The following is a 25,286-nucleotide window of genomic DNA, read 5'->3' as shown; positions in this document are numbered from 1 at the left end:
GCGTCCGGATGTTTCACGTTCGAAGCATCAGGCTGAACTTCACGGTGATTTTCGCCACTCCAACAGGCGCGTATCGTCCTTTCGTCGGTGATCAATGACATGGCGAAGCGCCCAAGCCGCCTGCTTCATCCATTCCAGAAACTCTGCTCATGATCGCCATCACAGCTGCCGAGACAGATCGGGATTACGGGGCCGCCGAAGCGCTGCTTGGGCATTTCGCCGCCTGGGATGCGGCACAGGGCGGCGCGCAGGGGCTGGACCCTGCGCTGGTGCTCAGCCTCTTCCACGCCGATGAACATGCCAGCGCGCTCAAGCAAAAATTCAACAACATGTCGGCCACGCTGCTTTTGGCGTATGACGATGACGCCCTGCTCGGCTGCCTCGGCATCGCTCCTTTCGATGAGCATCGCATGGAGCTGCACAGCGTCTACGTCGATCCAGCGGGGCGTGGACAAGGGATTGGCCGGCGTCTGCTTGCATCGGCGCTAACCTTTGCTGAGCAACACCGGCAAACGGCGGTCCTGGTTCAGACGACGGTCTACATGCACGCCGCCCTCACCCTCTATCAATCCACGGGCTTCCGACGGGTGTCGCCATTTCGCGATATTCCCAAGGCGGTAAAGGCGACCGAGCGCTTCTTCATTCGAAAGTTCTAGCGAAAGCCTTTTGCAAGGCGCGCATGCGACAGGCCGATACCCGCGATCCTGATGGATCGACGATCAAGCCGGATCTTTTATAGCAATCCAATCGGGTGTTTCTGTATCGAGGGACTTATCTTGGTGAGCGCGCTGGGATTCGAACCCAGGACCTACTGATTAAAAGTCAGTTGCTCTACCGACTGAGCTACGCGCTCCCGATGCAGGTGGCCGCTGAGCGGCGCCGGGGCATGGGCGGTTCATATGCACGGGGGGCTGGCGGGGGTCAAGCCCGTGACGGGGCATTTTTGTTGGTAAGCCTGAAAAGCGCACTGGCCGGCGCCGCAGACGGCGTCGCTCGACCGGATCGAGACGTCGTTTTCTTGCAGCGGCAGCCTCTGGCCGTGTGTTGCGGCTGCGCTAAATCAGGCAGAAGAATGTTATCAGGAGAAAGATCGATGCAGCTGCCGCGTCTCACCTTGCTTACTGCCGCTCTTGCCGTCGTTGCGCTGCCCTTTGCCATACCGTCATCAGCCAAGGCCGCGGACCCCGTCGGCTATGTCGAGCCGGTGCCCTACAAGCATGTCGTGCGCCACAAGGCTTATCGCCATCACGCGGTCCGTCACCACCATCGCCATCATCCCCGGCGCATCGTCGTGGCGCAATGGACCGGACTGGAATGCGGTCTTCTGAAGGTGACGGACTGGCAGGGAACGCGCTTCGTCAAGGTCTGCCATCCGCCCGTGTTCTAAAGGCATGCAGTGTAGCCTGTCGTGCGAAAGCGGCGGGCGCTCTATACGCAGCGGACCGGCAATGCAGGATCCGCCCCTCGCCTTCTGCAGCCTAACGCAGCGGATCGCCACCCAATAGCTATAGCGAAACAGCGCCGGTCGAACTCTGCCCGTCGAAGCCCGTTCGGCAGATCATGGTCTGCTCGCCCGACTGCAGCACCCGCAAGATGGGCATCTTGCTCGCCGGTATCCTGCCTTGATCAAACGCAGGATGCCGGAACAGCGAAAATCACTGCATATGTCTCTTCATGGATTCCGATCGAGGGGCGGATGCGGTAGGGCTGTCTCTTGACAGGCGCGCAGATGCTGCGCTTGACGTCCGGATCCAAGGAGGAGCGACATGGCCAACGACAACGAGCCCGACCTGGAATATTCGGAGCTGGCGGGGGAATTCACCGAGGATGGGCTGACGGTGCTGGTGGATATTTCCCGGCCGGCCGGCACGCAGCTTGACTGGCGGCTGGCCGTCGTCACGCCGGATGACGACGTGACCGAATGGGACGAACCGTTCCCGACGGATCGGGAGGCGTTCGACGAATTTCTCGCCACGGTTCAGCGCGACGGCATCAAGTCTTTCTTCCTGGATGGTGACGTGCCGACCCTGCAGTAGATCCTAGCGCGAAAGCGAGACGATTTCGCGGTCCATGCCGATCGCAGGCGAAAAGGAACGGCGCGGCACCAGAGCCAGCGTGCAGACAAGCGCCGTCAGGCAGATGATGAAAATCAGCCCTGCGGGCATCGAGATCTGCTTCATTCCATCCTCCACTACACAGCGCCTCCGGCCGATGGCTCGGCGTGGCTTTCTGCCCCGCTGAGCGCTGGCACATCGGTCTCGCCCGCCAACACCGTTAACAGATCGATCCCGTCACCTGCCTGTCATGCTCCGCAAAGGGCGAATCATCAAAGACTCGTGAGTCCAATGAAACATCTTTCGGTTCGGCGCATTTATAACCAAATAGTAAATGACGCCAAGCGCGGAAACGGGAATCTTAAGGGAAAACGGCGATGTATCGGTTCATGATGAAAGAGCTGATCGTAATCATGATAGCGCTGACTGCAGTCTCCGGCCTGACATTCGCCATGCTGGCCGCCATTGCCTGATCGCGGCTGCGAGCAGACCGAAATGCGGAACGCCAGCCATCACCCGAAAACACAGCAACACAACGCCATTTACGAGTTCAAAGCGGCCTATCGGCACGCAAGCAAAATCAGCCAGAAAATGACGTGCGTTAGCACCGCATCGCTTACAGAACGAGATAGCCGATAACGGCCGCAATCGGCACCGGAATTCCCACCAGCCAGATCAGCAATTCCCGGATCATGAACGAGCGATATTGCGTGTCTGCTGCCTCGCGGCGCGGGTTGGGAATGGGCATGGCGGGCTCCAGGGTTTCGTCTGCGGGCAGCGGTCTTTCCGGCAAGATGATGATACAAAGGTCGGTACACCGACCGCGAAACAACGTGTGCACCCGGCTTTCGTTCCGCTTCGAGCGGGCAGCGAAACCCGCGAGATCTAGCAGTCGCGCTCGGACATGGGCGTCATAGAAGCGTCACGGCGCCCGACGAAACTTTATGCTGCCCGGCCTGTTCGGCGTCCTATGGATGCAATTCTGGCGGATCTCCTTCCCAATGCGCACCTTCCCTATCCCGTCATGATTGCCCGCTTCTGCGGTGCCATCATCTCCGGGGCGCTGATTGGCTATGAGCGACAAGCGCGCAACAAGGCGGCCGGCCTGCGCACGCATATCCTGGTGTCGCTTGCAGCCTGTGTTTTCGCCGTCATTTCCGTGGAAAGCATTCACCTGGAAGATTTTGGCCGGGAGCAAGTGCGCATCGACCCTATGCGCGTTGTCGAGGCGGTGACCAGCGGCGTCGCCTTTCTGGCAGCCGGCACGATTGTCATGGCGCGTGGACGTGTTCACGGCGTGACGACGGGCGCAAGCATGTGGCTGGCGGCCGCCATTGGCCTAGCCATAGGGTTCGGCTATTGGCCGGTCGCCCTGTTCTCAATGGCCGCCTGTCTGCTGACCCTGACGGCCATCTATCAGCTTGAACGCCGGCACAGGATGAAGCGCCATGTGCCTGACGAGGAAGCCGAAGCGCCCGATCATGGAAGGCCTCAGGCCGCGGATCTCGCTGATGGCGTGAAGGCCCTGAAGCAATTGCCACCGTCCACTGCTCAACCCTCCTGAAATACCCTGCGGCACGTCTGCATCGATTTCAGTCTCTTCTGGCGGAGCCAATCATCATAGATTTGGAAGACAAAGAAAAAGGCGCATCTGAACGCGCCTTTCAAAATCCATGGATCAAGTCCCGAAGGACAAGATTACCTTAATGCTGGGTCTCGCCCTTGTCGGTCCGGCCCGTCGGCGTGGTGCTGTTGGTGACGGAGACGGGGTCGCTCGCCGGGAAGGTGTCTTCAAGGCCCTTCTGCAGTTCGTCTCCCGACGTCTTTGCCTGCATCTGTTCCTTGCGCAGCGATTCGACGGCAGGCGACGCCTTCGGGCTGTTCTGGTCGACATTTGCCATGATCTTCACTCCCTGTTTATCGGCGTTCAGGGAGAAGAATGGCGGGGCCGCTGCTTTGTTCCCAGGAGGCCGTCATTCGAGTCTTTCCACTGCCCTGCACATCCCACCATCACGGTTAGGTTTGTTTTCCTCTAGGATTATAGTCCTGCAGCCTTAATGTAAATCCGGTTGCAATCCTTTCATGAGTAGTTTGCCTCCCCCTGGCCGGCCCCTTTCGCAAACATATCCATAGGGAACCCCGGCGGCGGCGACCGGTTGGGCAGGCTGTAACAAGGAGTTCCTCATTGTGGAAAAAGATCCGGCCAACGCCAATGCGCATTCAGCGCAGGAGGCCCGCAACCAGCGCATGAGCGGACGGATGCTGGCGCTCGTCATCGGCGGCGTGCTCTGCATCGCCGTCGCCCTCTACATAACGATCATGGCCCTCGGCTTCATCCACGCTTGAGCGTCCGCCACCGCTCACGGCGCACGCATAAGATCAGGCATGCGGGTTGTGAAGGAACGACGCGCGACCGCAGATCGGTCGAACTGGTTCAAGCCGAGACGCGCGTTGCATCCTTATGCCTGGGCAAGCGACCATTCACCGGGATGCGCGGTTCCCTTCCTGTCGCTAATCCTTTATGGAGAGGGCGAATTCTCGCCTTGACCGGATCCGCCGCTCCATGACCCTTCCCAACGACATCGCCATCACGCCCGAACTGATCGCCTCGCATGGCCTGAAGCCGGACGAATATCAGCGCATTCTCGACCTGATCGGACGAGTGCCGAGCTTTACGGAGCTTGGCATCTTCTCGGCCATGTGGAACGAGCATTGCTCCTACAAGTCGTCGAAGAAGTGGCTGCGCACGCTGCCGACCAAAGGGCCACGTGTCATTCAGGGCCCGGGCGAAAATGCCGGCGTGGTCGATATCGACGATGGCGACTGCGTGGTCTTCAAGATGGAGAGCCACAACCACCCCTCCTATATCGAGCCCTATCAAGGTGCTGCGACCGGCGTCGGCGGCATTCTGCGCGACGTCTTCACCATGGGCGCGCGGCCGGTGGCGGCGATGAACGCGCTGCGCTTCGGCGCGCCGGATCATCCCAAGACCCGCCATCTGGTTTCTGGCGTGGTGGCCGGCGTCGGCGGCTATGGCAATTCCTTCGGCGTACCGACCGTCGGCGGCGAGGTCGAGTTCGACGCCCGCTATAATGGCAATATCCTGGTCAATGCCTTCGCGGCCGGCCTCGCCAAGAGCGATGCGATCTTCTACTCCAAGGCCGAGGGCGTCGGCCTGCCCGTCGTCTATCTCGGCGCCAAGACCGGGCGCGATGGCGTCGGTGGCGCCACCATGGCCTCGGCCGAATTCGACGAGCAGATCGAAGAGAAGCGTCCGACCGTGCAGGTCGGCGATCCCTTCACCGAAAAATGCCTGCTGGAAGCCTGTCTGGAATTGATGGCCACGGGCGCCGTCATCGCCATTCAGGATATGGGCGCGGCCGGCCTCACCTGCTCGGCCGTCGAGATGGGCGCCAAGGGCGATCTCGGCATCGAGCTCGATCTCGACAAGGTGCCGGTGCGCGAAGAGCGCATGACGGCCTATGAGATGATGCTGTCGGAAAGCCAGGAGCGCATGCTCATGGTATTGAAGCCGGAGAAGGAAGAGGAAGCCAAGGCGATTTTCGTCAAATGGGGTCTCGACTTCGCCATCGTCGGCAAGACGACCGACGATCTGCGCTTCCGCATCCTGCATCAGGGCGAGGAAGTGGCGAACCTGCCGATCAAGGAACTTGGCGACGAGGCTCCGGAATATGACCGTCCCTGGACGCCGGCCAAGGTCGCCGCGCCCCTAGCCGCGGACGATGTGCCGCAGGCCGACATCGTCGAGGCGCTGCTGAAGCTCGTCGGCTCGGCCAACAACTCCTCGCGCCGCTGGGTGTGGGAGCAGTATGACACGCTGATCCAGGGCAATTCGCTGCAGGTGCCGGGTGGCGATGCCGGCGTCGTGCGCGTCGACGGCCATCCCTCCAAGGCGCTCGCCTTCTCCTCCGACGTGACGCCGCGCTATGTCGAGGCCGATGCCTATGAGGGCGGCAAGCAGGCGGTTGCCGAATGCTGGCGTAACCTGACGGCGACAGGCGCCCTTCCGCTGGCGGCCACCGACAATCTGAACTTCGGCAATCCCGAGCGTCCCGATATCATGAGCCAGCTGGTTCATGCCATCAAAGGCATTGGCGAGGCCTGCACGGCGCTCGATTTCCCGATCGTTTCAGGCAATGTCTCGCTTTACAACGAAACCAATGGACAAGGCATCCTGCCGACACCCACCATTGGCGGCGTCGGCTTGATCAAGGACTGGAAGCGCACGGCGCGTGTCCGTTTCGCGGCCCAGGGCGAAACCATCCTGCTCGCCGGAGCGCCGGCGGGATGGGGCACCCATCTCGGTCAGTCGGCCTATCTGCGCGATGTTCACGGCCGGGCGGAAGGCCAGGCGCCGCATGTCGATCTCGCGCATGAGCGCAAGGTCGGCGATTTCGTCCGCGCGCTGATCACGGAGGGCCTGGCGACCGCCGTGCACGACTGCTCCTCCGGGGGGCTGGCGCTGGCGCTGGCGGAAATGGCCATGGCGTCAGGCATCGGCGCAACCATATCCACACCCGAGGGTCAGGACCCGATCGCCGCCTTCTTCGGCGAGGATCAGGGCCGCTATGTGCTGACGCTACGCGAAGGCGATGTCGCGACCGTGAAGGCGCGCGCCGGGGAACAAGTCATTGCCCTGACCGCCATCGGCCGCACGGGCGGGGAAACACTGAAACTCGGCACTGCCCGGCCACTGGCGGTGGAAGCATTGGTCTCCGCCCATGAGGGCTGGTTCCCGGCCTTCATGAACGGCACGGCTGCCTGATCGGTGCCGGGGGACCTGCTCGGCACGGCACTTGACTGGTGGGCGCGGTTGAACCGCGCCCGCCGCGCCTGGCGCTACCGCAGGCGCTATGCCAGAAAGAACCCGCAGGCGCCTCGTGAAGTGGTACCGTTTTCTGGCCCAGTCGTGGTGGTCGGCTCCGCGCCCGTTTCAACCCGACCAGAGGGGTTTTCGGACACTTTCCGTGTCATCGCCATCAACGGGTCGCAAGGCGCTATCAAGCCCTGGGGCGTGGATGCGCCCGACGTCACCTTCATGCAGTTCAATCAGGTCGAAGGCACCGGCGAACGGGCTGTCGCCGTGCGCCGGGTGCTGACAGGCGAGCGCTGCGGTACGCTTTATGTCATTCGCTGGCCGAAAGATCTCGCCCGGCTGAAAGAAGGCCTTGCCGCCTTCGATTATCGCTATGATCGGCTGGAGACTATCGATCAGTATCAGCGCAGCCGGTTGGCGCATGACGTGCTCGGCCGCCTGATCCCCGAGGCCGACAACGAATCGAAATTCTCGAACGGGCTTACAGCCGTCTTCTACGCGCTCGCCAATGGCGCCTCCGCGGTGATCATCACCGGCATCGATCCGGGCTCGGCCGGGCATGTCTACAATGATCTGAAGCTCGAACGCTTGCATTCGGGCACGGATGCCAAAATACTGGCCGAACTGGTCGCGCGCGGCTTTCCGGTTTTCACCGCCGACAGGCATGTGGCCGAAAAAACCGGCCTGCCGCTTTGGACCGGTCAGAGCATGGCCCGGCCGGCCTGAAGTGAGCGCGTCCGACGGAACGGGGGAAACGGTCTCTGGCGTCAGGCGCCAGGCTCGACCCGATCATGTTCGATACGCAGAAGCACGGAGCGCCATCCTGGTACAAGCGAACGGGCATGGCGTTTCGAGAGACGATAATGGGAACATGGTCCGTGGCGGGCTGTCTCGCTCCCATGCGGCTATGCTCCAGATGAAGGAAAATGCCCAATGCCGATGTCCCCAGGTGAAATCGAAGACATGATCAAGGCCGGCATTCCTGGTGCCAGCGTCACCATCCGCGATCTGGCAGGGGATGGCGACCATTACGCGGCGGAAGTCGTGGCCGAGGCCTTTCGCGGCAAGAGCCGTGTTCAGCAGCACCAGATGGTCTACAAGGCCTTGCAGGGCAATATGGGCGGCGTGCTGCACGCGCTGGCGCTGCAAACCTCCGCGCCGGAGTGAGCGACATGGCGGGCATCGTCGAAAGCCTGGTCAAGAGCGTGGTCTCCGCCGCGCTGTCCGAAGTTTTGAAGAAGGCGGGAATCAAACGCGCAACACGGCGCGGAAAACGTCAGGCGCGCGATCCCGACGGCCGCTTCAAGCCGAGCCCCTCGCCCAAGCGCGTCAAGGCGCGCAAGCAGGTCAGCAAGCGCCGGACCGCGGCGGCGCGCAGCAAGCAGCGTAGCCTGTGACGGTCCGCGACAAAGCGCGCGAAGCCTGCTTTCGGCTGCCCCGTAGACAAATTCTTTGCCGGTTCGGGATGAAAAGCCGGCAGGCCCATGCTATTTAAACCAAGGACAAAGCCCCGATCCTTGACCTCGGGTGCCAGAAGGACATGAGACCATGAGCGGAATTCACGAATTCATCGACAATGAAGTCAAGACCAACGACGTCGTCCTCTTCATGAAGGGCACGCCGCAGTTTCCGCAGTGCGGTTTCTCCGGTCAGGTCGTGCAGATTCTCGACTATATCGGTGTCGACTATAAGGGCGTCAATGTTCTGGCCGATGCGGATCTGCGCCAGGGCATCAAGGACTATGCAAGCTGGCCAACGATTCCGCAGCTCTATGTGAAGGGCGAATTCGTCGGCGGTTGCGACATCGTGCGCGAAATGTTTCAGGCAGGCGAACTGCAGACCTTGCTGCAAGAGCAGGGTGTGACCGTGCGCGGCGCGGCCTGAACCTCATTCGAGGCATGCCGGAACTCCAGATGATCCGGTCATCGATCAAGCACATGAAAAAGGCGGGCCACCGCCTTTTTGCGTTTTTAGGCTGGGAGACACGGTACGCGTCAAGCTTCCGTGATCGGCGATTTTCTGCAATTGCCGAAGCAACAGCCTCTCGATTATGAGTGCGAAGCAGATAATGAGGGGCCTGTCACGTCGTGACGGGTGGCAATCTTTCTTGCTCTTCGCCTGTCATCCTGCGGTTATACAAGAATGGGCAAAAGAGGTGCGATCGGCCGGTCCGCCGCGTCGGTTGGCGGCATGTCTCTGCTCAGGGAACGGATTCGCGTAGAGCTCGTTGCCGGAATGATCGCTGCGCTGACGACGTCGCCGCAAGACTTGCAAGACCGGCTTTGGTTCTCCGCGAGGCTGCGCTGTGCGTCCTTGCATAGCGCATGAGGCAGTCTTTTGCCCTTGCAGCGCTTGTGGGATTGGATTTTTGACTGGCATCAGCCGTGCATCGGGTACGGACATACGGCTTGCAATGCGCCGTGAACGATGCGGGATGGATGGATAGACAAGCATGACCACAACGTCAGAGGCAGCGCCGCTTCCCACCTTATCCAAGAACCAATTCGTCGCCCTGATGGCAATGCTCATGTCCATCAATGCGATATCGATCGACATCATGTTGCCGGGGCTGCAGGAGATCGGCTCCAGCCTCGGGGTCACGGATGAGAACACGCGGCAGCTGGTGATCTCAACCTATATGATCGGCATGGGCTTTGCTCAGCTGATCTTCGGGCCTTTGTCGGATCGCTTCGGCCGCCGCACGCCGCTTCTGGCGGGCCTTGCCCTTTACTGTGCCTGCGCGCTCGCCATCGTGTTCGTGCCCAGCTTCGGCATGATGCTGGCCCTTCGTTTCATGCAGGGTGTTGGCGCTTCGGCGTCGCGCGTCATCACGGTCTCCATCGTCAGGGACGTCTATGGCGGGCGGATGATGGCGGAGATCATGTCGCTGGTGATGATGGTCTTCATGGTCATCCCGGTGATTGCGCCCAGCATCGGCCAGCTCATCATGCTCTTTGGCGAATGGCACCTGATCTTCGTTTTCATCTTCCTCTTCGGGCTGCTGGTGGCCTCGCTCTTCTTCCTGCATGTGCCGGAAACCCTTGATCCGGAAAACCGCCGGCCATTCACGCTCCGCTCGATCGGCACGGCCTTTGCCATCGTGCTCGGCAATCGCGTGTCGTTTCTCTATGCGCTGGCGATCGCGTTCATCTTCGGCGGCCTGTTCGGCTTCATCAATTCGGCGCAGCAGCTGCTGGTCGGCGTCTATGGTCTCGGCGTCTATTTCCCCTTGACCTTTGCCGGTTTCGCAGGCTTGATGGCAGTCTCTTCCTTCACCAATTCGCGGCTTGTGCAGCGCTTCGGCATGCGTCGTCTGTCGCATGCGGCCCTGATCGGCTTCTGTCTTGTCTCTGCCGCCTGGGCCTTGTTCTCGTTCCTCGGCTATGTCCCCTTCTGGCTCTTCGCGGTGTTCTATGCGCTCGCCATGTTCCAGTTCGGGCTGATCGGCCCCAACTTCAACGCCATGGCCATGGAACCGTTGGGCCACGTGGCAGGCACAGCCTCCTCCGTCCTCGGCTTCACACAGACGGTCATCGGAGGGGTCCTTGGAGCGCTGATCGGCCAAGCCTTCGATGGTACGGGAACGCCGCTGGCCTTCAGCTTCCTCATCGTCGGTCTGGCCGGCCTGGTGATGGTGCTGATTGCCGAGCGGGGCAAGCTGATGCAGCCGCACCAGAACAAGGCCTAAAGCGCCGTCGCGAGCCAGGTCGGAATCCCAGGCCGTGCACGAAGCCTCCATTGTCGGGGGCCTCGGTGAATGGCCAAGGAGCTCAGGCCGGCTGCGCGGTACAAGACCGCTGGACGGGGAGACCCGCATCGTCTGCCATCACGCGCCCGTCGTTCCATCGGGCGCGCACATTATTTCGATCGATCATATTGACCCGATCCGCCTGCGCGCCGCCCTTCGGGTGCATGGCCGCTGGCGGACTTCGTCCGGAGGACATTTTCATGACAGCGCAAACGAAGTCCGGCCCGGCCGTGGATGAGGGCTCGGCCCGCATCGGCCTCGGCTTCAGCGAATTCGTCATCACCATGGCGCTGATGACGGCGAGCATTTCCTTTGCCATCGACAGCATGCTGCCGGCCCTGCCCCACATTGCCAGTGCGCTGCATGTCGAAAAGGAAAACGATGCGCAGCTGGTCATCGCCGTCTTCTTCTTCGGCTTCGGCCTGTCGCAGCTCTTCTTCGGCAGCCTGGCGGATGCCTTCGGCCGGCGGCGTGTGCTTCTCGCTGGCTTGGCAATCTTCACCGTCGCCATGCTGGGCGCCGCCTGGACCGAGAGCTTCACCGCGCTTTTGATCCTGCGCTTCTGCCAGGGTATTGGCGGGGCAGCGGTGCGCATCTGCACGACTGCCATCACCCGCGATTGCTTCGGTGGGCGCGAGATGGCGCGGGTCATGTCCTATATCATGATCGTCTTCATGCTGGTTCCGATCATCGCGCCCTCGCTGGGTCAGGCGGTGCTGTTTTTCGGAGACTGGTCATGGATCTTCGTGCTGCTGGGCGGTGTCGGTGCCATCCTGTTTCTCTGGGCAGCACTGCGCATGCGCGAAAGCCTGCCTCAGGCCGAGCGCCAGCCACTGTCCTTGGCGTCGGTGGTCAGCGGCTTCTCCACCGTTCTGACCAACCGCATCACCTGCGGCTACATGATCGCGCTGACCTTGTTCACCGGCGTGATCTGCGCCTTCATCGTCACCGTGCAGCAGGTGTTCGGGACGGTCTATGGGCTGGGCGACTGGTTGCCTCTCGCCTTTGCCGGCACCGGCTCGGGCATTGCACTGGCGAATTTCGGCAATGGCCAATTCGTGCGCCGCTTCGGCATGCGGCGGATCTCGCATGCGGGAATGATCGGCTTCACCATTCTGGCAGCCCTGATTTTCCTGCTGTCGCTGGGTGGCAAGCCGCCATTCCTGATCACCTATCTCGGCCTGACCCTGCTTCTGATGATGTTCGCGGTGGTGGCGACAAATTTCACCGCCATCAGTCTGGAGCCGATGGGTCATATTGCCGGGACGGCCACCGCCATCACCGGCTTCGTCTCCACCACCGGCGGCGCCATTCTCGGCGGCACCATCGGCCAGATGTTCAATGGCACCGTGCAGCCGCTCTTCGGCGGCTTTGCCGTCTTTGGCGCCGTCAGCCTGGTGGCCGTGCTCTGGGCCGAGCGCGGCCAACTCTTCACCCATCCTGGTGACGAGACGGCGCTCGACCCGGCTGCCGGCCATATGTAAGAAACAAAAACGCCGGGCTGCACGACGCGCAACCCGGCCTTTTCGACGATCCCACAATGGTCTTGGATCAGGCCACGAAGACCTTCTCGCGCAGCTCCGTCCAGGCCTGTCGGTCGCTGGCGACCAGCAGCCCGCCGGCGAGATCGGTCGGGCGATAGGGCGCGCCGTCGAAGCGAGCGACATAGGCACCAGCCTCCTCGGCGATCAGGCAGCCAGCCAGATGATCCCAGGGCATCAGCTTCTGATACATCAGGAAGTGCAGGAAACCCGCAGCGAGCGTGCGATACTCATGCGCGGCGCAGCGATAGCTGGCAGCCACCCGCACCTGGGCCATCTTGCCCATGATCAGCGCGCGCGTCTCCGGCGGATAGAAGCCGGTCGAGGCGCAGCCGACCATGTCTTCCAGTGCCGGGGCGGGCGAAACGGCCAGCTTCTCCTGGCTGCCGTCAGGCTTGCACATCCAGGCGCCGGAGCCCTTTTCGGCGATCACCCAGTCATTGCCGAGCGGATCGTAAATAATGCCGGCCACGGTCTGGCCCTTGGCAACCACACTGGCCATGACGCCGAAAAGCGGCATGCCGGCAGCATAATTATAGGTTCCGTCGATCGGGTCGACGATCACAGCCAGATCCGCTTCACCCAGCTTCTGCAAGAGCGAGGGGTCGGCGGCTGTCGATTCCTCGCCGACGAAAAGCGCACCCGGCAGAATGGTTTCCATGCGCGCCTTGATCAGGCGCTCGGCCGCCTCATCCGCTTCGGTCACAAGATCGATCGCCTCGCTCTTGGCGCGGATGTCGCCCGCACCGAGATTGCGAAAGCGCGGCAGGATCTCGGCATTCGCCGCCTCCTGCAGCAGGGCGGCAAGCGCGGCGATGTCGATCTCGGTGGTCATGCGGAAGGCTCCGTGAAAAGGGATTTGAAGTCGAAAAGCTTGGGATCCATCAGATGCGACGGGTTCACATGGCCGAGCGCCCGCAGCATCCGGTCCTTGCGGCCGGGCATCCGCCGCTCGAAATCCGACAACATCGCCTTCATCGCGTTGCGCTCCAGCCCATCCTGGGAGCCGCAGAGATCGCAAGGGATGATGGGAAACTGCATGGCGGCGGCGAATTTCGCCAGATCCTCTTCCGCCGCATAGGCAAGCGGGCGCAGCACCATGAGGTCACCCTCGTCGTTCAAGAGCTTGGGCGGCATGGCGGCCAGACGTCCGCCATGGAAGAGGTTCATGAAAAAGGTTTCGAGAATATCTTCGCGGTGATGGCCGAGCACGAGCGCATCGCAGCCCTCTTCCCGTGCGATGCGATAGAGATTGCCGCGCCGCAGGCGCGAACAGAGCGCACAATAGGTCCCGCCTTCTGGCACCTTCTCCTTCACGATCGAATAGGTGTCGCGATATTCGATGCGATGGGCCACGCCGATGGAGGCAAGATATTCGGGAAGAATATGCTTGGGGAAGTTCGGCTGCCCCTGATCGAGATTGCAGGCGATCAGTTCGACCGGCAGGAGACCCCGCCATTTAAGATCGAGCAACAAGGCCAGCAGGCTGTAGCTGTCCTTGCCGCCGGAAAGGCCGACAAGCCAACGGCTTTGCCGCTCCAGCATGCCGAAATCCTCAATCGCCTGGCGAACCTGGCGCAGGAGGCGCTTGCGCAGCTTGTTGAACGACACGGACGTTGGCATGCCAGCGAAGATGGCAGGCTGATCCGCGGCAAGCGGCTCGCCGTCAAGCACCGGCGCGCTGTCGCGGTCAAGGGAATGAGCATCCATAAGCGATCACATCCGGATCATCGGGCCGGCGGCAGTCCCATCGGGATGCCGCACCCTTGAGGGCATGTTTGGGCGCGCGCCATCGGCCTCGCCCAGGATTGCCAGCGGCTTGCCCCGATTGGCCGGCAAGATCAAGCGAAAACGGCAGGCATCGCCTCATGCGCCGAAGACGGACCACCCCGTGCGATGTGCCAGCATGTCCAGCGCCAGAGACCCCAGCAGCGAATTGCCATTCTGGTTGAGCCCCGGCGACCAGACGGCAATCGAGGCTTTGCCGGGTGCGACCACGAGAATGCCGCCGCCGACCCCGCTCTTGCCGGGCAGGCCGACGTGATAGGCGAAATCGCCGGAGCCATCATAATGGCCGCAAGTGAGCATCAGCGCGTTAATGCGCTTGGCCCGCTCGCGCGACACCACCGTATGGCCGGAGAGCGGCGCGACACCCGCATTGGCGAGAAACAGCCCAGCGCGGGCCAGTTGCACGCAGTTCATGGCAATAGCGCAGTGATGGAAATAGACGCCCAGCACATGCTCGACCGGGTGATCGAGCCGCCCGAAGGCGCGCATGAAATTGGCAAGCGCCGCGTTGCGGAAGCCGGTTGCCTCTTCCGAGCGCGCCACGGCGGGATCGATGACGATCTCGTCGTCATTGGCAAGATAGCGCATGAAGCGAACGATCTCGCCGATCACCTCGCGCGGCGTGTGGCCGGCCAGGATCAGGTCGCTGATGGTGATGGCACCGGCATTGATAAAGGGATTGCGCGGCTTTCCGCCTTCCTGCTCCAGCTGGACGATCGAGTTGAAGGCCGAGCCCGAAGGCTCGCGCCCGACGCGCTTCCAGATGTTTTCGCCATGCTTGCCAAGCGCCAGCGTCAGCGTGAAGACCTTGGAAATGCTCTGGATCGAAAAGGGCTCCAGCGCATCGCCCACCATTGCCGTCTGGCCATCGATGGTCACGACCGCCATGCCGAATTTTCGCGGATCGATGCGGGCGAGCGGCGGGATGTAATCGGCCACCTTGCCTTCGCCTAAGCGTGGCTCCAGCTTGGCATGGATCTCCTGAAGGATGGCCTGCAGGTCGAGCGGTTGAGTGTCCGGCATCCTGTCTCCCTGCTATCGTCCAGCGCGGTTTTCGGCCGGTCGTGAGCAAACAAGGGCGGACCAGGCGAAACGGGCAATAAAAAAAGCCGCCCATTCCTGAGCGGCTTTTCGCGACTTCGCAAGTGCGAAGTGCAAGAGATCAACGTGAATAGAATTCGACGACCAGGTTCGGTTCCATGACGACCGCATAGGGAACATCGGCCAGGCTCGGAACGCGCGCGAAGGTGGCGACCATCTTGTTGTGATCGACTTCGATGTAATCGGGAACATCGCGCTCGGCGAGCTGAACCGCTTCCAGAACGGTCACGAGCTGCTTCGACTTCTGGCGCACTTCGATAACGTCGCCGGGCTTGCAACGGTAAGAACCGATGTTGACGCGGACGCCGTTAACCGTGACGTGGCCGTGGTTGACGAACTGGCGGGAAGCCCAGACGGTCGGCACGAACTTGGCGCGATAGACGATGGCGTCCAGGCGCGATTCGAGCAGGCCGATCAGGTTTTCCGAGGTATCGCCCTTGCGGCGGTTGGCTTCGTCATAGATCGCGCGGAACTGCTTCTCGCGGATATCGCCATAATAGCCCTTGAGCTTCTGCTTGGCGCGCAGCTGCACACCGAAGTCGGAAAGCTTGGACTTACGACGCTGGCCGTGCTGGCCCGGGCCGTATTCGCGGCGGTTCACCGGGGACTTAGGACGGCCCCAGATGTTCTCGCCCATGCGGCGATCGATTTTATACTTGGACGATGCGCGCTTGCTCATCCGTATTTCCTCTTGTTATCGCCGGACGCGAGAGCGCCGGCCGCTTTATCAGGAAACACGCCCTCCTCTTAAACCCGCTCTCGCGGGCTTCTGACAGGTGTCTCGGTGCGACCGGAGACTCCACGGGACATGTCAAAGAAAACACCGGGCGTTTCGGCCCGGTGCTCACGGCGGTCATTAAGGCGGCGTCATCGAAATGTCAACTGTGCAGACTTCGGACAAGCCTGTTCTCGATACATCGTCATGCCGAGCGGCTGCAAAATCCGCTTGCCGGCACCAGCATGTCCTTTTATGTTCTGCTTATAATCACTTTATGTTCGGATTCACCGATGGATCTCCCAGCCTTTATCGTCGCGGCGAAGGCAGCCTGCTATGTCGGCGGCGGCGGCTCCGCGCCATCCACGCGCCCTGGCTCTCATGATCTTGGCTTTGAAAGCGGCCCCTGGCGCTATCTCGACAGCTATTTCGGCGGAACCGATTTTCTTGGACAGGAATGCGTCTGGTTCGAGGACAAGCCGATCTGGGCGATGAACTATTACGGCCGCATTCTCTTGCCGACGCTGATCGACGGGACGGTTGCGGGCGGCATCATCCAGACGGCGCTGTCCGCGCTTTATCGCGAGGGACGCTTCCTCGGCGGATTCCGTCTGGCGGTCGCGCCCTATGACTATATCGACGAGAGCGAAGGCGACCACCGCAGCTTCCGGGGCGTCGAACGAATAGAGCGGGCGGGACAGATCGCCTATCGTCTCGACTATCACGGCGGCATGATCCTGGACTGACCGCCCTACCCGCCGAGATGACATTCGGGCAAAGGAGGCTTCCTTGCGCAAGCCGAAATCAACGCGCGGTCTCAAGGAGCTCGGCCGTGTGCGGCTGTCGGACAGCTTCTTCCTGCGCGACTTTCTTCATTCCGAGATTGCGAGCCTCCACGGCTTCGCCAATATTCCTGATGATCCCGACCTCGCCATCGAGACCGGATCGCGGCTCTGTCGAGACCTTCTCGAGCCGCTGCAGCGTAGCTTCGGGCGGCTGCACATCCGCTCTGGCTATCGTTCGCCCGAGGTCAACGCGTTCGGCAATCTCAACGGCCTGAACTGCGCCTCGAACGCGGCGAGCGCCGCCGGCCATGTCTGGGACAGGAAGGATGCACGAGGGCATAAGGGCGCTATGGCCTGCATCGTCGTTCCCTGGGTGTGGGATCGCCACCAGGCGGAGGGAGACTGGCAAAGGCTGGCCTGGTGGATCCACGACCACCTGCCCTATTCGAGCCTGGAATTCTTCCCCAAGCTCTGGGCCTTCAATATTGGCTGGCATGAGGCGCCGGCACGGCGCATCACCAGCTTTGCCAGGCCGCGCGGGCTGCTGACCCGGCCCGGCATGGCAAACCACGCCGGTGCGCATGAGGAGAGCTATCGCGGCTTTCCACCTCTTCGGCCGTGAGACCGGTTTTTCAAACCGTAGAGAGCGGCCACATACCTTTCATCAGGAAATGGCGCCCTGCAGCCTTAGCCAGGCCTCGAGCTTCACCGGCCAGTTCGCCGTGGGGCTGCCGAGCTTGCCCATGCCGAAACCATGGCCGCCGGCTTCGAGCCGGATCAACTCCGCCTTAACCCCGGCCTTCTGGCAGGCCTCGGCCATGATCACACCGTTTTGCGGATTGATGACCGGATCGTCGAGCGCGTCGATCATGAAGAGCGGCGGGCAGTCGGGCCCGACATAGGTTTCGACCGACCAGGCCTTGACCAGATCCTGATCCGCCTCGGGGCCGATCAGGATCTTGCGCGACATGGACTTGCCATAGGGCAGGCGCATGGTGATCACGGGATAGGCAAGCACGGCCCAGTCCGGCCGGGCCGAAAGCGTATCCATGCCGTCGACTGGCTGATAGGCGCGGAAGGACGAGCGCGTGGCCGTCATGCCGATGAGGTGCCCGCCGGCCGAAAAGCCGATGGAGCCGATGCGCTGCGGATCCAGTTCCCAGCGGCCGGCATTCGACCGGATGAGCCGCATGGCGCGCTGGGCATCCTGAAGCGGAGCGAGCGGTCCGGCATTCCAGCCCTCGCCGGGCAGGCGATAGGTCAGCACGAAGGCGGTGACCCCGCGTGCGTTGAACCAGTTCGCCGCGCCCTTGCCTTCCCAGCCATTGGAAATCGTCTTGTAGCCCCCGCCGGCCGCGATCAGCACGGCGCTGCCATTCGGCCGCGGGGGGCGATAAATATCGAGCGTAGGAACGGACACGTTGAAATAGTTTCCGGCCGGCCTGATTTCGGTCGGTCCAGTCGGGCCGCCGCCGCCCGGCGGCATATCCGGCCAGAGCGGCAAGGTCGCACCGCCTGTTGCCGCACGCGCCAGATGCGGCGCCATCATGCCCGCTGCCAGCACCGAGAGAAAGTCTCGACGTCCAATCATTCAACGCCCCCTGAAGCGACTTTGACGGGCATCACATCGCCCGGCCGCATGCCACATACTTTGCGACAGACGCCCGAATGCCGTGCATCCGGACCGTCGTCATCCCCGACCGGTGCCGCGCCACAAAGCCACCATGCCCCCTCCCGGCCAAGCAGCTTTCCGTCTTCGCGTCCCCGATAAACTTAGCCATTCAGCCGCCAGCAAGGAACGTTAGCCTCGGCCGACATCCACGCTGCTGGTCGCGATCAATGGCTTTGGTTCCATACGCATCCGGCAAAGCCACAGCGCGGATCCGCGCAGCAAGCCTTGACCATCACATATGTCAGTTTTTGCATGCTCTCTGAAAAACCACTTCATGCCAGCCCGGAAGCCCTTATGGAGGGCTAGCTTATGAGCAAATGGCTCGATCCACCATCCCGTGTTTCAGGGATGCCAGCGTCCTATCATCCGGCTCAATCGCCATGATGACACAAGGGCATCAGCGCCGTGGGTCCAGCCGGTTTTTCCGGCAACGTCGCTTCCGCTGGCGTCTCTTACTCACTGCCCACACGATTCGCTGCACACATCTGCGTGAGGTGACCTTGCTTCTGATGGGAGCCGAAGGATTCAGGCAGGTGGCAAGATCTGACAGCTGATCAGCCTCGGTCAAGTTTTCCGCATAAAGCTCAAACTTTGCGGGATCCAGTCATGCCTTGTTTGCATTTGGGTCAGTAGGGTTTCGTTCTGGACCACTCGATTGTCGCGCGGGTCGCTCGCTCGGCAGTCGTCCCATTATCGGTTCCGTCTGGTGCATACGCATTGTGCGATGAGCCGGACGTCAGGAGGCAAAGTTGATGTTGCAGACGCTTATCACCGCCACGGCGATGATTCTGGTTGCCGGGCCCTTTGTCTTTGCGCCGTCCGTGCCTGAAGAAGTACGCCAGGTCGCCCCAACGCGCCGTCTGTTCGGCCGGCGCTGAAAGAGCCGCTGTCATCCGAATTTACGCCGTTGAGGATCGCCTGCGGCCTTGAACAAGGCAAGTCGGGGTCATCATCACATGACCCGCGTAATCGCCACGCTTGGCTGTGTCCTTCGTGCGCGACAATGCGTTGAACCGGCTGGACGACCCTTACTCCGCCGCAGCGCGCGCCTCGTCGGCCGGAGCATCGGCGGCGCCCGGTGCGGTCTCCGCCTGAAGATCCGGAAAAGCAACGATCCGGCGACCGAAGGGGTCGCTGTGCAGCACCACCAAGCCCTGTTCCTCGAAATAGCCGAGCAGGCGGCGGGCCCGGCGAGCGGAATGGGTGCCATAGGCGCGTGCGATCATCGCATCCGACGGGCACGGCAAACCACGCAACGCCGCCTGCGCCACCAGCAGGAAAACGCCCTGGAGATCCTCCGTCACCTGCCGCGACAGATCGAGCGCCACGGCCCAGCCCGCACCGGCAGCCGTTTCGACATCCACGCCGGAGCGGGCAATCGCCATTTTCCGGCGGAAGGCCTGGAGCGAGAGGGCGGCACCCGGCACACGGCGGATCCGGCAGCGCACCAGAAAATCCTGGAATAGCTCGCCGTCAGGCCGATAGGCGGCATTGGGATTGTCGAGGATTTCCTCGAGGATCTGATCCATCAGGGCATCACGCTCTTCAGGCGAAAGCTCGGGCTGGGCCGGCCGGGCACTGGCCGCCTGCGGCGCCGGCGTCAGCTCCGGTCGCGGCTTCGACAGTTCAGCCAGGATTTCCGTGGTCGGGCGCGGAGCGGCCGCAGGGCGGCGCGGGATCGGCCGGACCAACTCATCCGCATCCGGCGTGAAGATCAGGTCCTCGACATTCTCGCTGACATCCGGCAGCGGCGTCAGCTTGGGGCTGGTCGAGCGGGCCGAGGTTTCCACCGGGCCGATCGAGACCTTCAGCGGCCGGCGTGAGACGGCCGGGCCGAGCGCGACGAAGGTCCCGCGCTTCAGGTCGCGAAACATTTCGGCCGTCCTGCGGTCCATGCCTAAGAGATCGGCGGCGCGCTGCATGTCGATGTCGAGAAAGGTGCGGCCCATCAGGAAATTCGAGGCTTCGGCCGCGACGTTCTTGGCAAGCTTCGCCAGCCGCTGTGTGGCGATGACGCCGGCGAGCCCGCGCTTGCGGCCACGGCACATCAGATTGGTCATCGCGCCGAGCGAGAGCTTGCGCGCCTCTTCCGACACATCACTGCCGACCGACGGCGCGAAAAGCTGCGCCTCGTCGACGACCACCAGCATCGAATACCAATAGTCCCGATCGGCATCGAACAACGCGTTGAGGAAAATGCCGGCCGTGCGCATCTGCTGCTCGATATCGAGCCCTTCCAGCGACAGCACGCAGGAGACGCGATGCTGGCGGATGCGGTTCGCAATGCCGATCAGTTCGCCATCGGTGCGCTCGCCTTCGATGACGACGTGGCCGTATTTGTCGGCTAGCGTCACGAAGTCGCCTTCAGGATCTATGACGCATTGCTGCACCCAAGGCGCGGACTGTTCCAGGAGACGACGCAGGAGGTGCGATTTGCCGGAGCCGGAATTGCCCTGGACCAGAAGACGGGTTGCCAGCAGCTCCTCGATATCCATGGGAACCGACGCGCCGTCCGGGCCCAAGCCCATGTCGATGCCGACCTTCATGCGATCCTCGTCCTCAACGCCAAGCCACCTGAAACGGGCTGCCGCGCCAGCCTCAGGCAAAGAGGAAGCCTAGCACGCCCGTGCCTCGCCTGCCGAGGCCGGGCATCGATAACCCACAGGCTTCTGCGGGGAGATGAGGGTCGATGGCCAGCGCCGGCGTCTTAAGCAGGCTGGACCATGCGCTAGAACAGATCCAGCGCCGGGAAAGGCGCTGGTGGCGCGATACGCATCACGCCGTGCGAGAGCTTCCCTTCAAGCGGCGGCTTGCGAGAAGATCGCGGTAGAGCGCCATCATGTCCGCCGCCATCGTGGAGGCCGAGAAGCGCCGACGGAAAGTCTCGGCGTTTGGCATGGCGCGGTCTGCCCAGCCGGGCTCGGTGATGGCCGCCGTCATGATATCGCTCAAGGATTCCGCATCGTTCGAGCGGGCCAGGGCTGGGCTCTGGCTGCCGAGGATTTCCGGAATGCCGCCGACATTGGCGGCAATGATGGGCTTGCGTGCGGCCAACGCTTCCAGCGCCACATAAGGCAGCGATTCCGCGCGAGAGGGCAGCACGACGGCATGCGCGAGTGCAAAGGCCTCGCGCGCCGGCATGGCCGGCATCATTTCGATGCGTTGGGCGAGACCGCTTTCCAGGATCATCCGCGCATAGGCATCGCGCTGCGGCCCGTCGCCGATCATCATGCCGGTCAGCGGTTCGCCCAGACGCCGCTCGGTGCGGGCGAAAGCCTCGACGAAGAGATCGGGGCCCTTCAGGTCGCGCAGCATGCCGATATAGAGAAAATCCGCCGCACCGGGCCAAGGCGGCACCGGCTCGAACTCACTATCGGCAATGCCATTATAGATGCGCTCGGCCCGTCCGCATGGCTGGCCGACTTTTCGCTCATAGGTCCGGCGCTCGAAATCGCAGACGAAAACGAGGCAGTCGGTGAGCGATTCCTGCAATCGCTCCACGCTGAACACGGCTTTTCCCGACAGCGTCGCCGGATCGTAGTGCAGGCTGCCGCCATGAGGCGAATACAGGCGAACGATCGGCTGCCCGCGCAGGCGCAGCGCCGTGCCCGCCAGGCGCGACAGCACGCCGCCCTTGGCCCCGTGACCGTGCAGAATATCCGGTTTCAGGGCACCGATCTCGCGCAGGCTGCGCCAGAGCGTGGCCGCATCGGACGGGCTGACGGCGCGCCTGATCGGCAGCCGGACCAGACCGAGCGCCAGATGCGGTTTCAGCGCCTCGAACAAAGCGGTCTCGAAGTCGCCGCCCGTTGTGGAATCGCAGAGAAGCCCCACCTGATGCCCCTGGGCTGCATGGGCCAGGACGAGATCGCGCACATGGCGGAAGATGCCGCCGACAGGCGAGCGAAAGCAGTGGATGATCCGCAACGGCCGTTCGTCTGGCATTCGCTCAGAAAAGCCGTTCGCGGACATAGATCGTATCGCCGGCCAGAACGGGATCGGTGATCGGAACGCTGCCGGTGACGATCTTGCCATTGACCTTGCGGGTCACGTCCACCTGCTTCTGGTCGGCGCGCGGGGTGAATCCGCCGGCCACAGCGATGGCGTTCTGCACGGTCATGCCCGGCACGTAGGAATATTGCCCCGCCTGCCCCACCTCGCCCATGATGAAGACGGAACGGTAGCGATCGACCTCGATCGTCACGTCCGGATCGCGCAGATAGCCGCCGCGCAGCTTTCCAGCGATGGTCTTTTCGAGTTCAGGCAAGGTATGACCGCGAGCCGGCACGGCGCCGACGAGCGGGAAGGTGATATAGCCGGCCTGATCGACCGAGTAGGTGCCCGTCAGCCCTGCCTGTTCGAACACGGTGATGCGCAGGCGGTCGCCGCTGTCGACGCGGTAAGGCTGGATGATGGCGTCGTGAAAGGCCTGCGGCGGCGGCGCATAGGACGTGCAGGCAGAGAGAGCGAGACAGACCAAGGCTAGCGCAGCCGCCAGGATCCGCGCCGGCGCGCGGCGTTCGATCGAGCTCAGGACCATCCTCGTGTCTCTCCGTCTTCGGGACGCGCGTTTCGTCTTCACAGCCATCCTTATCGGTCCGTTAGGGTTAATGCGTCGTTAAGACGACTGGAAAAGCTGTCAGTTTCTGGCGTGCGCACCCAAACGTTAAGATTTGAGTTACTCTGTTTGTTTACCTTTTCGGCGGAAGGAGACTCCGATGACCATGTCCGCCGAACGCAGCGCCGCCGATGTCGATATCGACCTAAGCGCCCTGTCCGCCGCGCTCTGGCGCCGCCGCTGGCGCATCCTGGCGGCGACCGTTATCGTCTCGGCGCTCGCCTTTGCCGGCGCCAGCATGCTGTCTCCCTCCTATCAGGGCGAAACACGGCTTTTGATCGAATCGCGTGAGCCCGATTTCTCATCACGTCAGGCGACCGGCGGTGCAAATGGCCAAGCCTTCGACGACCTGGCGATCGTCAGCCAGGTCCAAGTGCTGCAATCGGTCGATCTGATCAAGCAGGTGGCGCGAAACCTGAAACTTCACGAGCGCAAGGAATTCGACCCGACTGCCGAGCCCTCCACCGTTTCTAACCTGCTTGTCCTGCTGCACCTGAAGAAGAACCCTTTGGATGTGCCGCCGGAAGAGCGTGTTCTCAAGGCCTTCCAGGAGAAGCTGCAGGTCTATCAGGTGGAGAAATCACGCGTCATCGGCGTGCAGTTCACCTCTAAGGATCGCGCGCTCGCAGCCGAGATCCCGAACGAGATGGCGCGCGTCTATCTTTCGCTGCAAAGCGGCGCCAAGATTGACTCCAACACCGAGGCCAGCCGCTGGCTGGAGCCCGAAATCGCCAATCTGCGCGAAAAGGTGCGCGCGGCCGAGCAGAAGGTGGCCGACTACAGGTCTAAGAGCGATCTGCTGCCAACGGGGGAAAACAGCACCTTCGCCACGCGGCAGCTTACCGATCTCTCGACCGAACTCGCCCGCATTCGCGCGGAGCGGGCTAATGCGCAGGCGCGCGCGGAGGGCGTGCGCGCCGCGATCAAGAGCGGGCGCGATGCGGCCACGCTCAACGAAGTGGCCGGCTCGCCTGCCATGCAGCGCCTCAGCGAGACGCAAGCCCAGCTTCAGCGCCAGATCGCCGATCTCTCCATTACCCTGCTCGACGGTCATCCGAGGCTAAAGGGCCTGAAGGCGCAGCTTCAGGGCGTGCGTGAGCAGATGCGCGACGAGACACGCAAGGTGCTGCAAGGCCTCGACAATGATGCCCAGGTCGCCGCCCTGCGCGAACAGGAGCTGACGCGACAACTGAATACGCTGAAAGCCAATTCGGCCAAGGCCGGAGAGGATGAAGTGGACCTGCGCGCGCTGGAGCGCGAGGCGACCGCTCAGCGCCAGCTTCTCGAAACCTATCTCGCGCGCTATCGCGAGGCTGCCTCGCGCGTTTCCTCCAACGCCACGCCGGCCGATGCGCGGATCATCTCAAGCGCGGTCGAGCCGAGTGAACCGATCTTCCCCAAGATCATCCCGATCACGCTGGTCGCCGGCCTCGGCACACTCCTGCTGACGACGCTGTTCGTTCTGCTGGCCGAACTCTTCAGCGGACGTGCGCTCCGCCCGACCGGCCGCCGCGCGCCGGGCCGGCCGACCGTGCGGCCTGTGGCTATGCCGCTGGCGGCCGAACGGAACGCAACGCCGGACCTTGCCGATCGCGCGGAAGAGGAAGCTCCGGCCGGCGACACCATGCAGCCGGCCGCAGTTGCTGAGACATCCGTCCCCTCGGCACACAAGGAGGTGCGTGACGACACGACAGCCTCGGATGCCTTGATGGCTGAAATGGCCGCGCTCGACATCGACGACGGACAGCTGTCGGACAAATCAACACGGCACGAGGCGACCGCTTTCGCTGCCGCAGACGACGAGATGCCAGCTGCCGATCCGCTTTCGGATCGCATGGACGATGTCGCCGCAAGGCTTCTCGAGGATCAGGTGGCCGTCGCCGTCTGCCTGTCGCCGGGCGGCGAGGCAGGCTCTGCCGCGACCGTTGCGCTGGCGCGCTATCTCGCCGACTCGGACCGGCGCACGGTTCTAGTGGATCTGAGCGGGGCTGCCCTGCCCTCACGCCTGATGATCCCCGGCGAACATCCTGGGATCACCGATCTGCTGACGGCCAGCGTCGCCTTTGGCGAAACCATCCATGCCGATCAGCTCTCCGACGCTCACATCATTCCCCAGGGTCAGGCCGATCCGGAAAAGGCATTGAAGGGCGCGGAACGCCTGACGATGATCATCGACGCGCTCGCCAGCGCCTATGAGATCGTGTTGATCGACTGTGGCGACGCCGACCCGACAACCCTCGCCCGGCTGACACGGGTCGAACGGACGCGCGTTCTCATCTGCCTGGCGGAGGCCGAAGAGGACCGGCTGGTGGCCACGCTCGAAGCCCTGTCGGCGGCGGGCTATGAGGACGCCGCCCTCCTGTCCAAGGTCTCCATGCCGCAACAGAACATCGACGAGGCGCAGCGCCACCAGATTTGAGCTGAGAG

The 25,286-nt window shown here is 62.6% G+C and carries 27 protein-coding genes and 1 tRNA gene; 16 read left to right on the top strand and 12 right to left on the bottom strand.

Features of this window, described 5'->3' with window-relative positions:
- Positions 1 to 149: 149 nt before the first annotated feature.
- Positions 150 to 656 (top strand): GNAT family N-acetyltransferase, encoded by a 507-nt coding sequence (locus tag BMX61_RS02925; RefSeq protein ID WP_075627662.1) that lies wholly within the window; start codon positions 150 to 152, stop codon positions 654 to 656.
- 121 nt (positions 657 to 777) lie between these two features.
- Here BMX61_RS02925 and BMX61_RS02920 read toward each other — a convergent pair.
- Positions 778 to 853: transfer RNA gene (locus tag BMX61_RS02920), tRNA-Lys, on the bottom strand.
- A 240-nt stretch (positions 854 to 1,093) separates the two neighbouring features.
- Here BMX61_RS02920 and BMX61_RS02915 point away from each other — a divergent pair.
- Positions 1,094 to 1,387 (top strand): hypothetical protein, encoded by a 294-nt coding sequence (locus BMX61_RS02915; RefSeq protein ID WP_075627663.1) that lies wholly within the window; start codon positions 1,094 to 1,096, stop codon positions 1,385 to 1,387.
- A gap of 379 nt (positions 1,388 to 1,766) precedes the next feature.
- The gene (locus BMX61_RS02910) at positions 1,767 to 2,036 is read left to right on the top strand and encodes a hypothetical protein (protein ID WP_075627664.1); all 270 of its coding nucleotides are present in this window, start codon (positions 1,767 to 1,769) and stop codon (positions 2,034 to 2,036) included.
- A 3-nt stretch (positions 2,037 to 2,039) separates the two neighbouring features.
- Here the strand turns inward: BMX61_RS02910 and BMX61_RS24580 are convergent, their stop codons facing one another.
- Both BMX61_RS24580 and BMX61_RS25290 read right to left on the bottom strand, forming a co-directional pair.
- A complete protein-coding gene (locus BMX61_RS24580; RefSeq protein WP_170854890.1) occupies positions 2,040 to 2,180 on the bottom strand; it encodes a hypothetical protein in 141 nt (46 codons plus the stop codon).
- 490 nt (positions 2,181 to 2,670) lie between these two features.
- Positions 2,671 to 2,802 carry a hypothetical protein gene (locus BMX61_RS25290; RefSeq protein ID WP_267890850.1) on the bottom strand — a complete coding sequence of 44 codons (132 nt, stop codon included), beginning with the start codon at positions 2,800 to 2,802 and terminating at the stop codon, positions 2,671 to 2,673.
- A 222-nt stretch (positions 2,803 to 3,024) separates the two neighbouring features.
- Here BMX61_RS25290 and BMX61_RS02905 point away from each other — a divergent pair, with 222 nt between their 5' ends.
- Positions 3,025 to 3,618 carry an MgtC/SapB family protein gene (locus BMX61_RS02905; protein ID WP_075627665.1) on the top strand — a complete coding sequence of 198 codons (594 nt, stop codon included), beginning with the start codon at positions 3,025 to 3,027 and terminating at the stop codon, positions 3,616 to 3,618.
- A 139-nt stretch (positions 3,619 to 3,757) separates the two neighbouring features.
- Here the strand turns inward: BMX61_RS02905 and BMX61_RS24240 are convergent, their stop codons facing one another.
- Positions 3,758 to 3,955, bottom strand: a complete 198-nt coding sequence (locus BMX61_RS24240) for a hypothetical protein (protein WP_075627666.1) — start codon at positions 3,953 to 3,955, stop codon at positions 3,758 to 3,760.
- A gap of 286 nt (positions 3,956 to 4,241) precedes the next feature.
- Between BMX61_RS24240 and BMX61_RS24575 the strand changes: the two genes are divergently transcribed.
- The 8 genes from BMX61_RS24575 to BMX61_RS02860 all read left to right on the top strand — a co-directional run bounded on the left by BMX61_RS24575 (position 4,242) and on the right by BMX61_RS02860 (position 12,123).
- Positions 4,242 to 4,400 carry a hypothetical protein gene (locus BMX61_RS24575; RefSeq protein WP_170854889.1) on the top strand — a complete coding sequence of 53 codons (159 nt, stop codon included), beginning with the start codon at positions 4,242 to 4,244 and terminating at the stop codon, positions 4,398 to 4,400.
- 217 nt (positions 4,401 to 4,617) lie between these two features.
- Complete coding sequence (gene purL, locus BMX61_RS02895; protein ID WP_075627667.1) at positions 4,618 to 6,840, top strand: phosphoribosylformylglycinamidine synthase subunit PurL; 2,223 nt, start codon at positions 4,618 to 4,620, stop codon at positions 6,838 to 6,840.
- A gap of 3 nt (positions 6,841 to 6,843) precedes the next feature.
- Positions 6,844 to 7,617 (top strand): membrane-anchored protein, encoded by a 774-nt coding sequence (locus BMX61_RS02890; RefSeq protein WP_234794577.1) that lies wholly within the window; start codon positions 6,844 to 6,846, stop codon positions 7,615 to 7,617.
- Between the two features lie 207 nt (positions 7,618 to 7,824).
- Positions 7,825 to 8,058: a BolA family protein gene (locus tag BMX61_RS02885; protein WP_075627669.1), complete on the top strand. Its 234-nt coding sequence runs from the start codon at positions 7,825 to 7,827 to the stop codon at positions 8,056 to 8,058.
- A gap of 5 nt (positions 8,059 to 8,063) precedes the next feature.
- Positions 8,064 to 8,288 carry a hypothetical protein gene (locus BMX61_RS02880; RefSeq protein ID WP_075627670.1) on the top strand — a complete coding sequence of 75 codons (225 nt, stop codon included), beginning with the start codon at positions 8,064 to 8,066 and terminating at the stop codon, positions 8,286 to 8,288.
- A gap of 151 nt (positions 8,289 to 8,439) precedes the next feature.
- Complete coding sequence (grxD, locus tag BMX61_RS02875; RefSeq protein ID WP_075627671.1) at positions 8,440 to 8,775, top strand: Grx4 family monothiol glutaredoxin; 336 nt, start codon at positions 8,440 to 8,442, stop codon at positions 8,773 to 8,775.
- Between the two features lie 568 nt (positions 8,776 to 9,343).
- Positions 9,344 to 10,579 carry a multidrug effflux MFS transporter gene (locus BMX61_RS02865; RefSeq protein ID WP_075627673.1) on the top strand — a complete coding sequence of 412 codons (1,236 nt, stop codon included), beginning with the start codon at positions 9,344 to 9,346 and terminating at the stop codon, positions 10,577 to 10,579.
- Positions 10,580 to 10,839: 260 nt separating this feature from the next.
- The gene (locus tag BMX61_RS02860; protein WP_075627674.1) at positions 10,840 to 12,123 is read left to right on the top strand and encodes a multidrug effflux MFS transporter; all 1,284 of its coding nucleotides are present in this window, start codon (positions 10,840 to 10,842) and stop codon (positions 12,121 to 12,123) included.
- 67 nt (positions 12,124 to 12,190) lie between these two features.
- Here the strand turns inward: BMX61_RS02860 and BMX61_RS02855 are convergent, their stop codons facing one another.
- The 4 genes from BMX61_RS02855 to rpsD all read right to left on the bottom strand — a co-directional run bounded on the left by BMX61_RS02855 (position 12,191) and on the right by rpsD (position 15,748).
- Positions 12,191 to 13,015 (bottom strand): inositol monophosphatase family protein, encoded by an 825-nt coding sequence (locus BMX61_RS02855; RefSeq protein WP_075627675.1) that lies wholly within the window; start codon positions 13,013 to 13,015, stop codon positions 12,191 to 12,193.
- Positions 13,012 to 13,890 carry a tRNA 2-thiocytidine(32) synthetase TtcA gene (gene ttcA / locus BMX61_RS02850; protein ID WP_083639434.1) on the bottom strand — a complete coding sequence of 293 codons (879 nt, stop codon included), beginning with the start codon at positions 13,888 to 13,890 and terminating at the stop codon, positions 13,012 to 13,014. Before ttcA ends, BMX61_RS02855 begins: the two co-directional genes overlap by 4 nt.
- A gap of 156 nt (positions 13,891 to 14,046) precedes the next feature.
- Complete coding sequence (locus BMX61_RS02845) at positions 14,047 to 14,991, bottom strand: glutaminase (protein WP_075627676.1); 945 nt, start codon at positions 14,989 to 14,991, stop codon at positions 14,047 to 14,049.
- Between the two features lie 139 nt (positions 14,992 to 15,130).
- Positions 15,131 to 15,748 carry a 30S ribosomal protein S4 gene (gene rpsD, locus BMX61_RS02840; RefSeq protein WP_075627677.1) on the bottom strand — a complete coding sequence of 206 codons (618 nt, stop codon included), beginning with the start codon at positions 15,746 to 15,748 and terminating at the stop codon, positions 15,131 to 15,133.
- Positions 15,749 to 16,077: 329 nt separating this feature from the next.
- Here rpsD and BMX61_RS02835 point away from each other — a divergent pair, with 329 nt between their 5' ends.
- Together BMX61_RS02835 and BMX61_RS02830 are read left to right on the top strand one after the other, a co-directional pair.
- The gene (locus tag BMX61_RS02835; RefSeq protein ID WP_075627678.1) at positions 16,078 to 16,530 is read left to right on the top strand and encodes a DUF5680 domain-containing protein; all 453 of its coding nucleotides are present in this window, start codon (positions 16,078 to 16,080) and stop codon (positions 16,528 to 16,530) included.
- A gap of 43 nt (positions 16,531 to 16,573) precedes the next feature.
- Positions 16,574 to 17,191 (top strand): hypothetical protein, encoded by a 618-nt coding sequence (locus BMX61_RS02830; protein ID WP_075627679.1) that lies wholly within the window; start codon positions 16,574 to 16,576, stop codon positions 17,189 to 17,191.
- Positions 17,192 to 17,233: 42 nt separating this feature from the next.
- Here BMX61_RS02830 and BMX61_RS02825 read toward each other — a convergent pair whose 3' ends face one another.
- Positions 17,234 to 18,160, bottom strand: coding sequence for an alpha/beta hydrolase (locus BMX61_RS02825; RefSeq protein ID WP_075627680.1), 927 nt, complete (start codon positions 18,158 to 18,160; stop codon positions 17,234 to 17,236).
- A gap of 833 nt (positions 18,161 to 18,993) precedes the next feature.
- Between BMX61_RS02825 and BMX61_RS25285 the strand changes: the two genes are divergently transcribed.
- Positions 18,994 to 19,119: a hypothetical protein gene (locus BMX61_RS25285; protein ID WP_267890852.1), complete on the top strand. Its 126-nt coding sequence runs from the start codon at positions 18,994 to 18,996 to the stop codon at positions 19,117 to 19,119.
- A 150-nt stretch (positions 19,120 to 19,269) separates the two neighbouring features.
- Here BMX61_RS25285 and BMX61_RS02820 read toward each other — a convergent pair whose 3' ends face one another.
- The 3 genes from BMX61_RS02820 to BMX61_RS02810 form a co-directional block, all read right to left on the bottom strand.
- Positions 19,270 to 20,787 carry a helicase HerA domain-containing protein gene (locus tag BMX61_RS02820; protein ID WP_075627681.1) on the bottom strand — a complete coding sequence of 506 codons (1,518 nt, stop codon included), beginning with the start codon at positions 20,785 to 20,787 and terminating at the stop codon, positions 19,270 to 19,272.
- A gap of 229 nt (positions 20,788 to 21,016) precedes the next feature.
- Positions 21,017 to 22,186: a glycosyltransferase family 4 protein gene (locus BMX61_RS02815; RefSeq protein ID WP_075627682.1), complete on the bottom strand. Its 1,170-nt coding sequence runs from the start codon at positions 22,184 to 22,186 to the stop codon at positions 21,017 to 21,019.
- 4 nt (positions 22,187 to 22,190) lie between these two features.
- Positions 22,191 to 22,781: a polysaccharide biosynthesis/export family protein gene (locus BMX61_RS02810; protein ID WP_075627683.1), complete on the bottom strand. Its 591-nt coding sequence runs from the start codon at positions 22,779 to 22,781 to the stop codon at positions 22,191 to 22,193.
- A gap of 184 nt (positions 22,782 to 22,965) precedes the next feature.
- Here BMX61_RS02810 and BMX61_RS02805 point away from each other — a divergent pair, with 184 nt between their 5' ends.
- Positions 22,966 to 25,278, top strand: coding sequence for an exopolysaccharide transport family protein (locus tag BMX61_RS02805; RefSeq protein WP_075627876.1), 2,313 nt, complete (start codon positions 22,966 to 22,968; stop codon positions 25,276 to 25,278).
- Positions 25,279 to 25,286: the final 8 nt, after the last annotated feature.

The organism is Xaviernesmea oryzae (assembly GCF_900109605.1).
Classification (GTDB): Bacteria; Pseudomonadota; Alphaproteobacteria; order Rhizobiales; family Rhizobiaceae; genus Xaviernesmea; species Xaviernesmea oryzae.
This window is presented reverse-complemented; position numbering and strand designations above follow the sequence as displayed.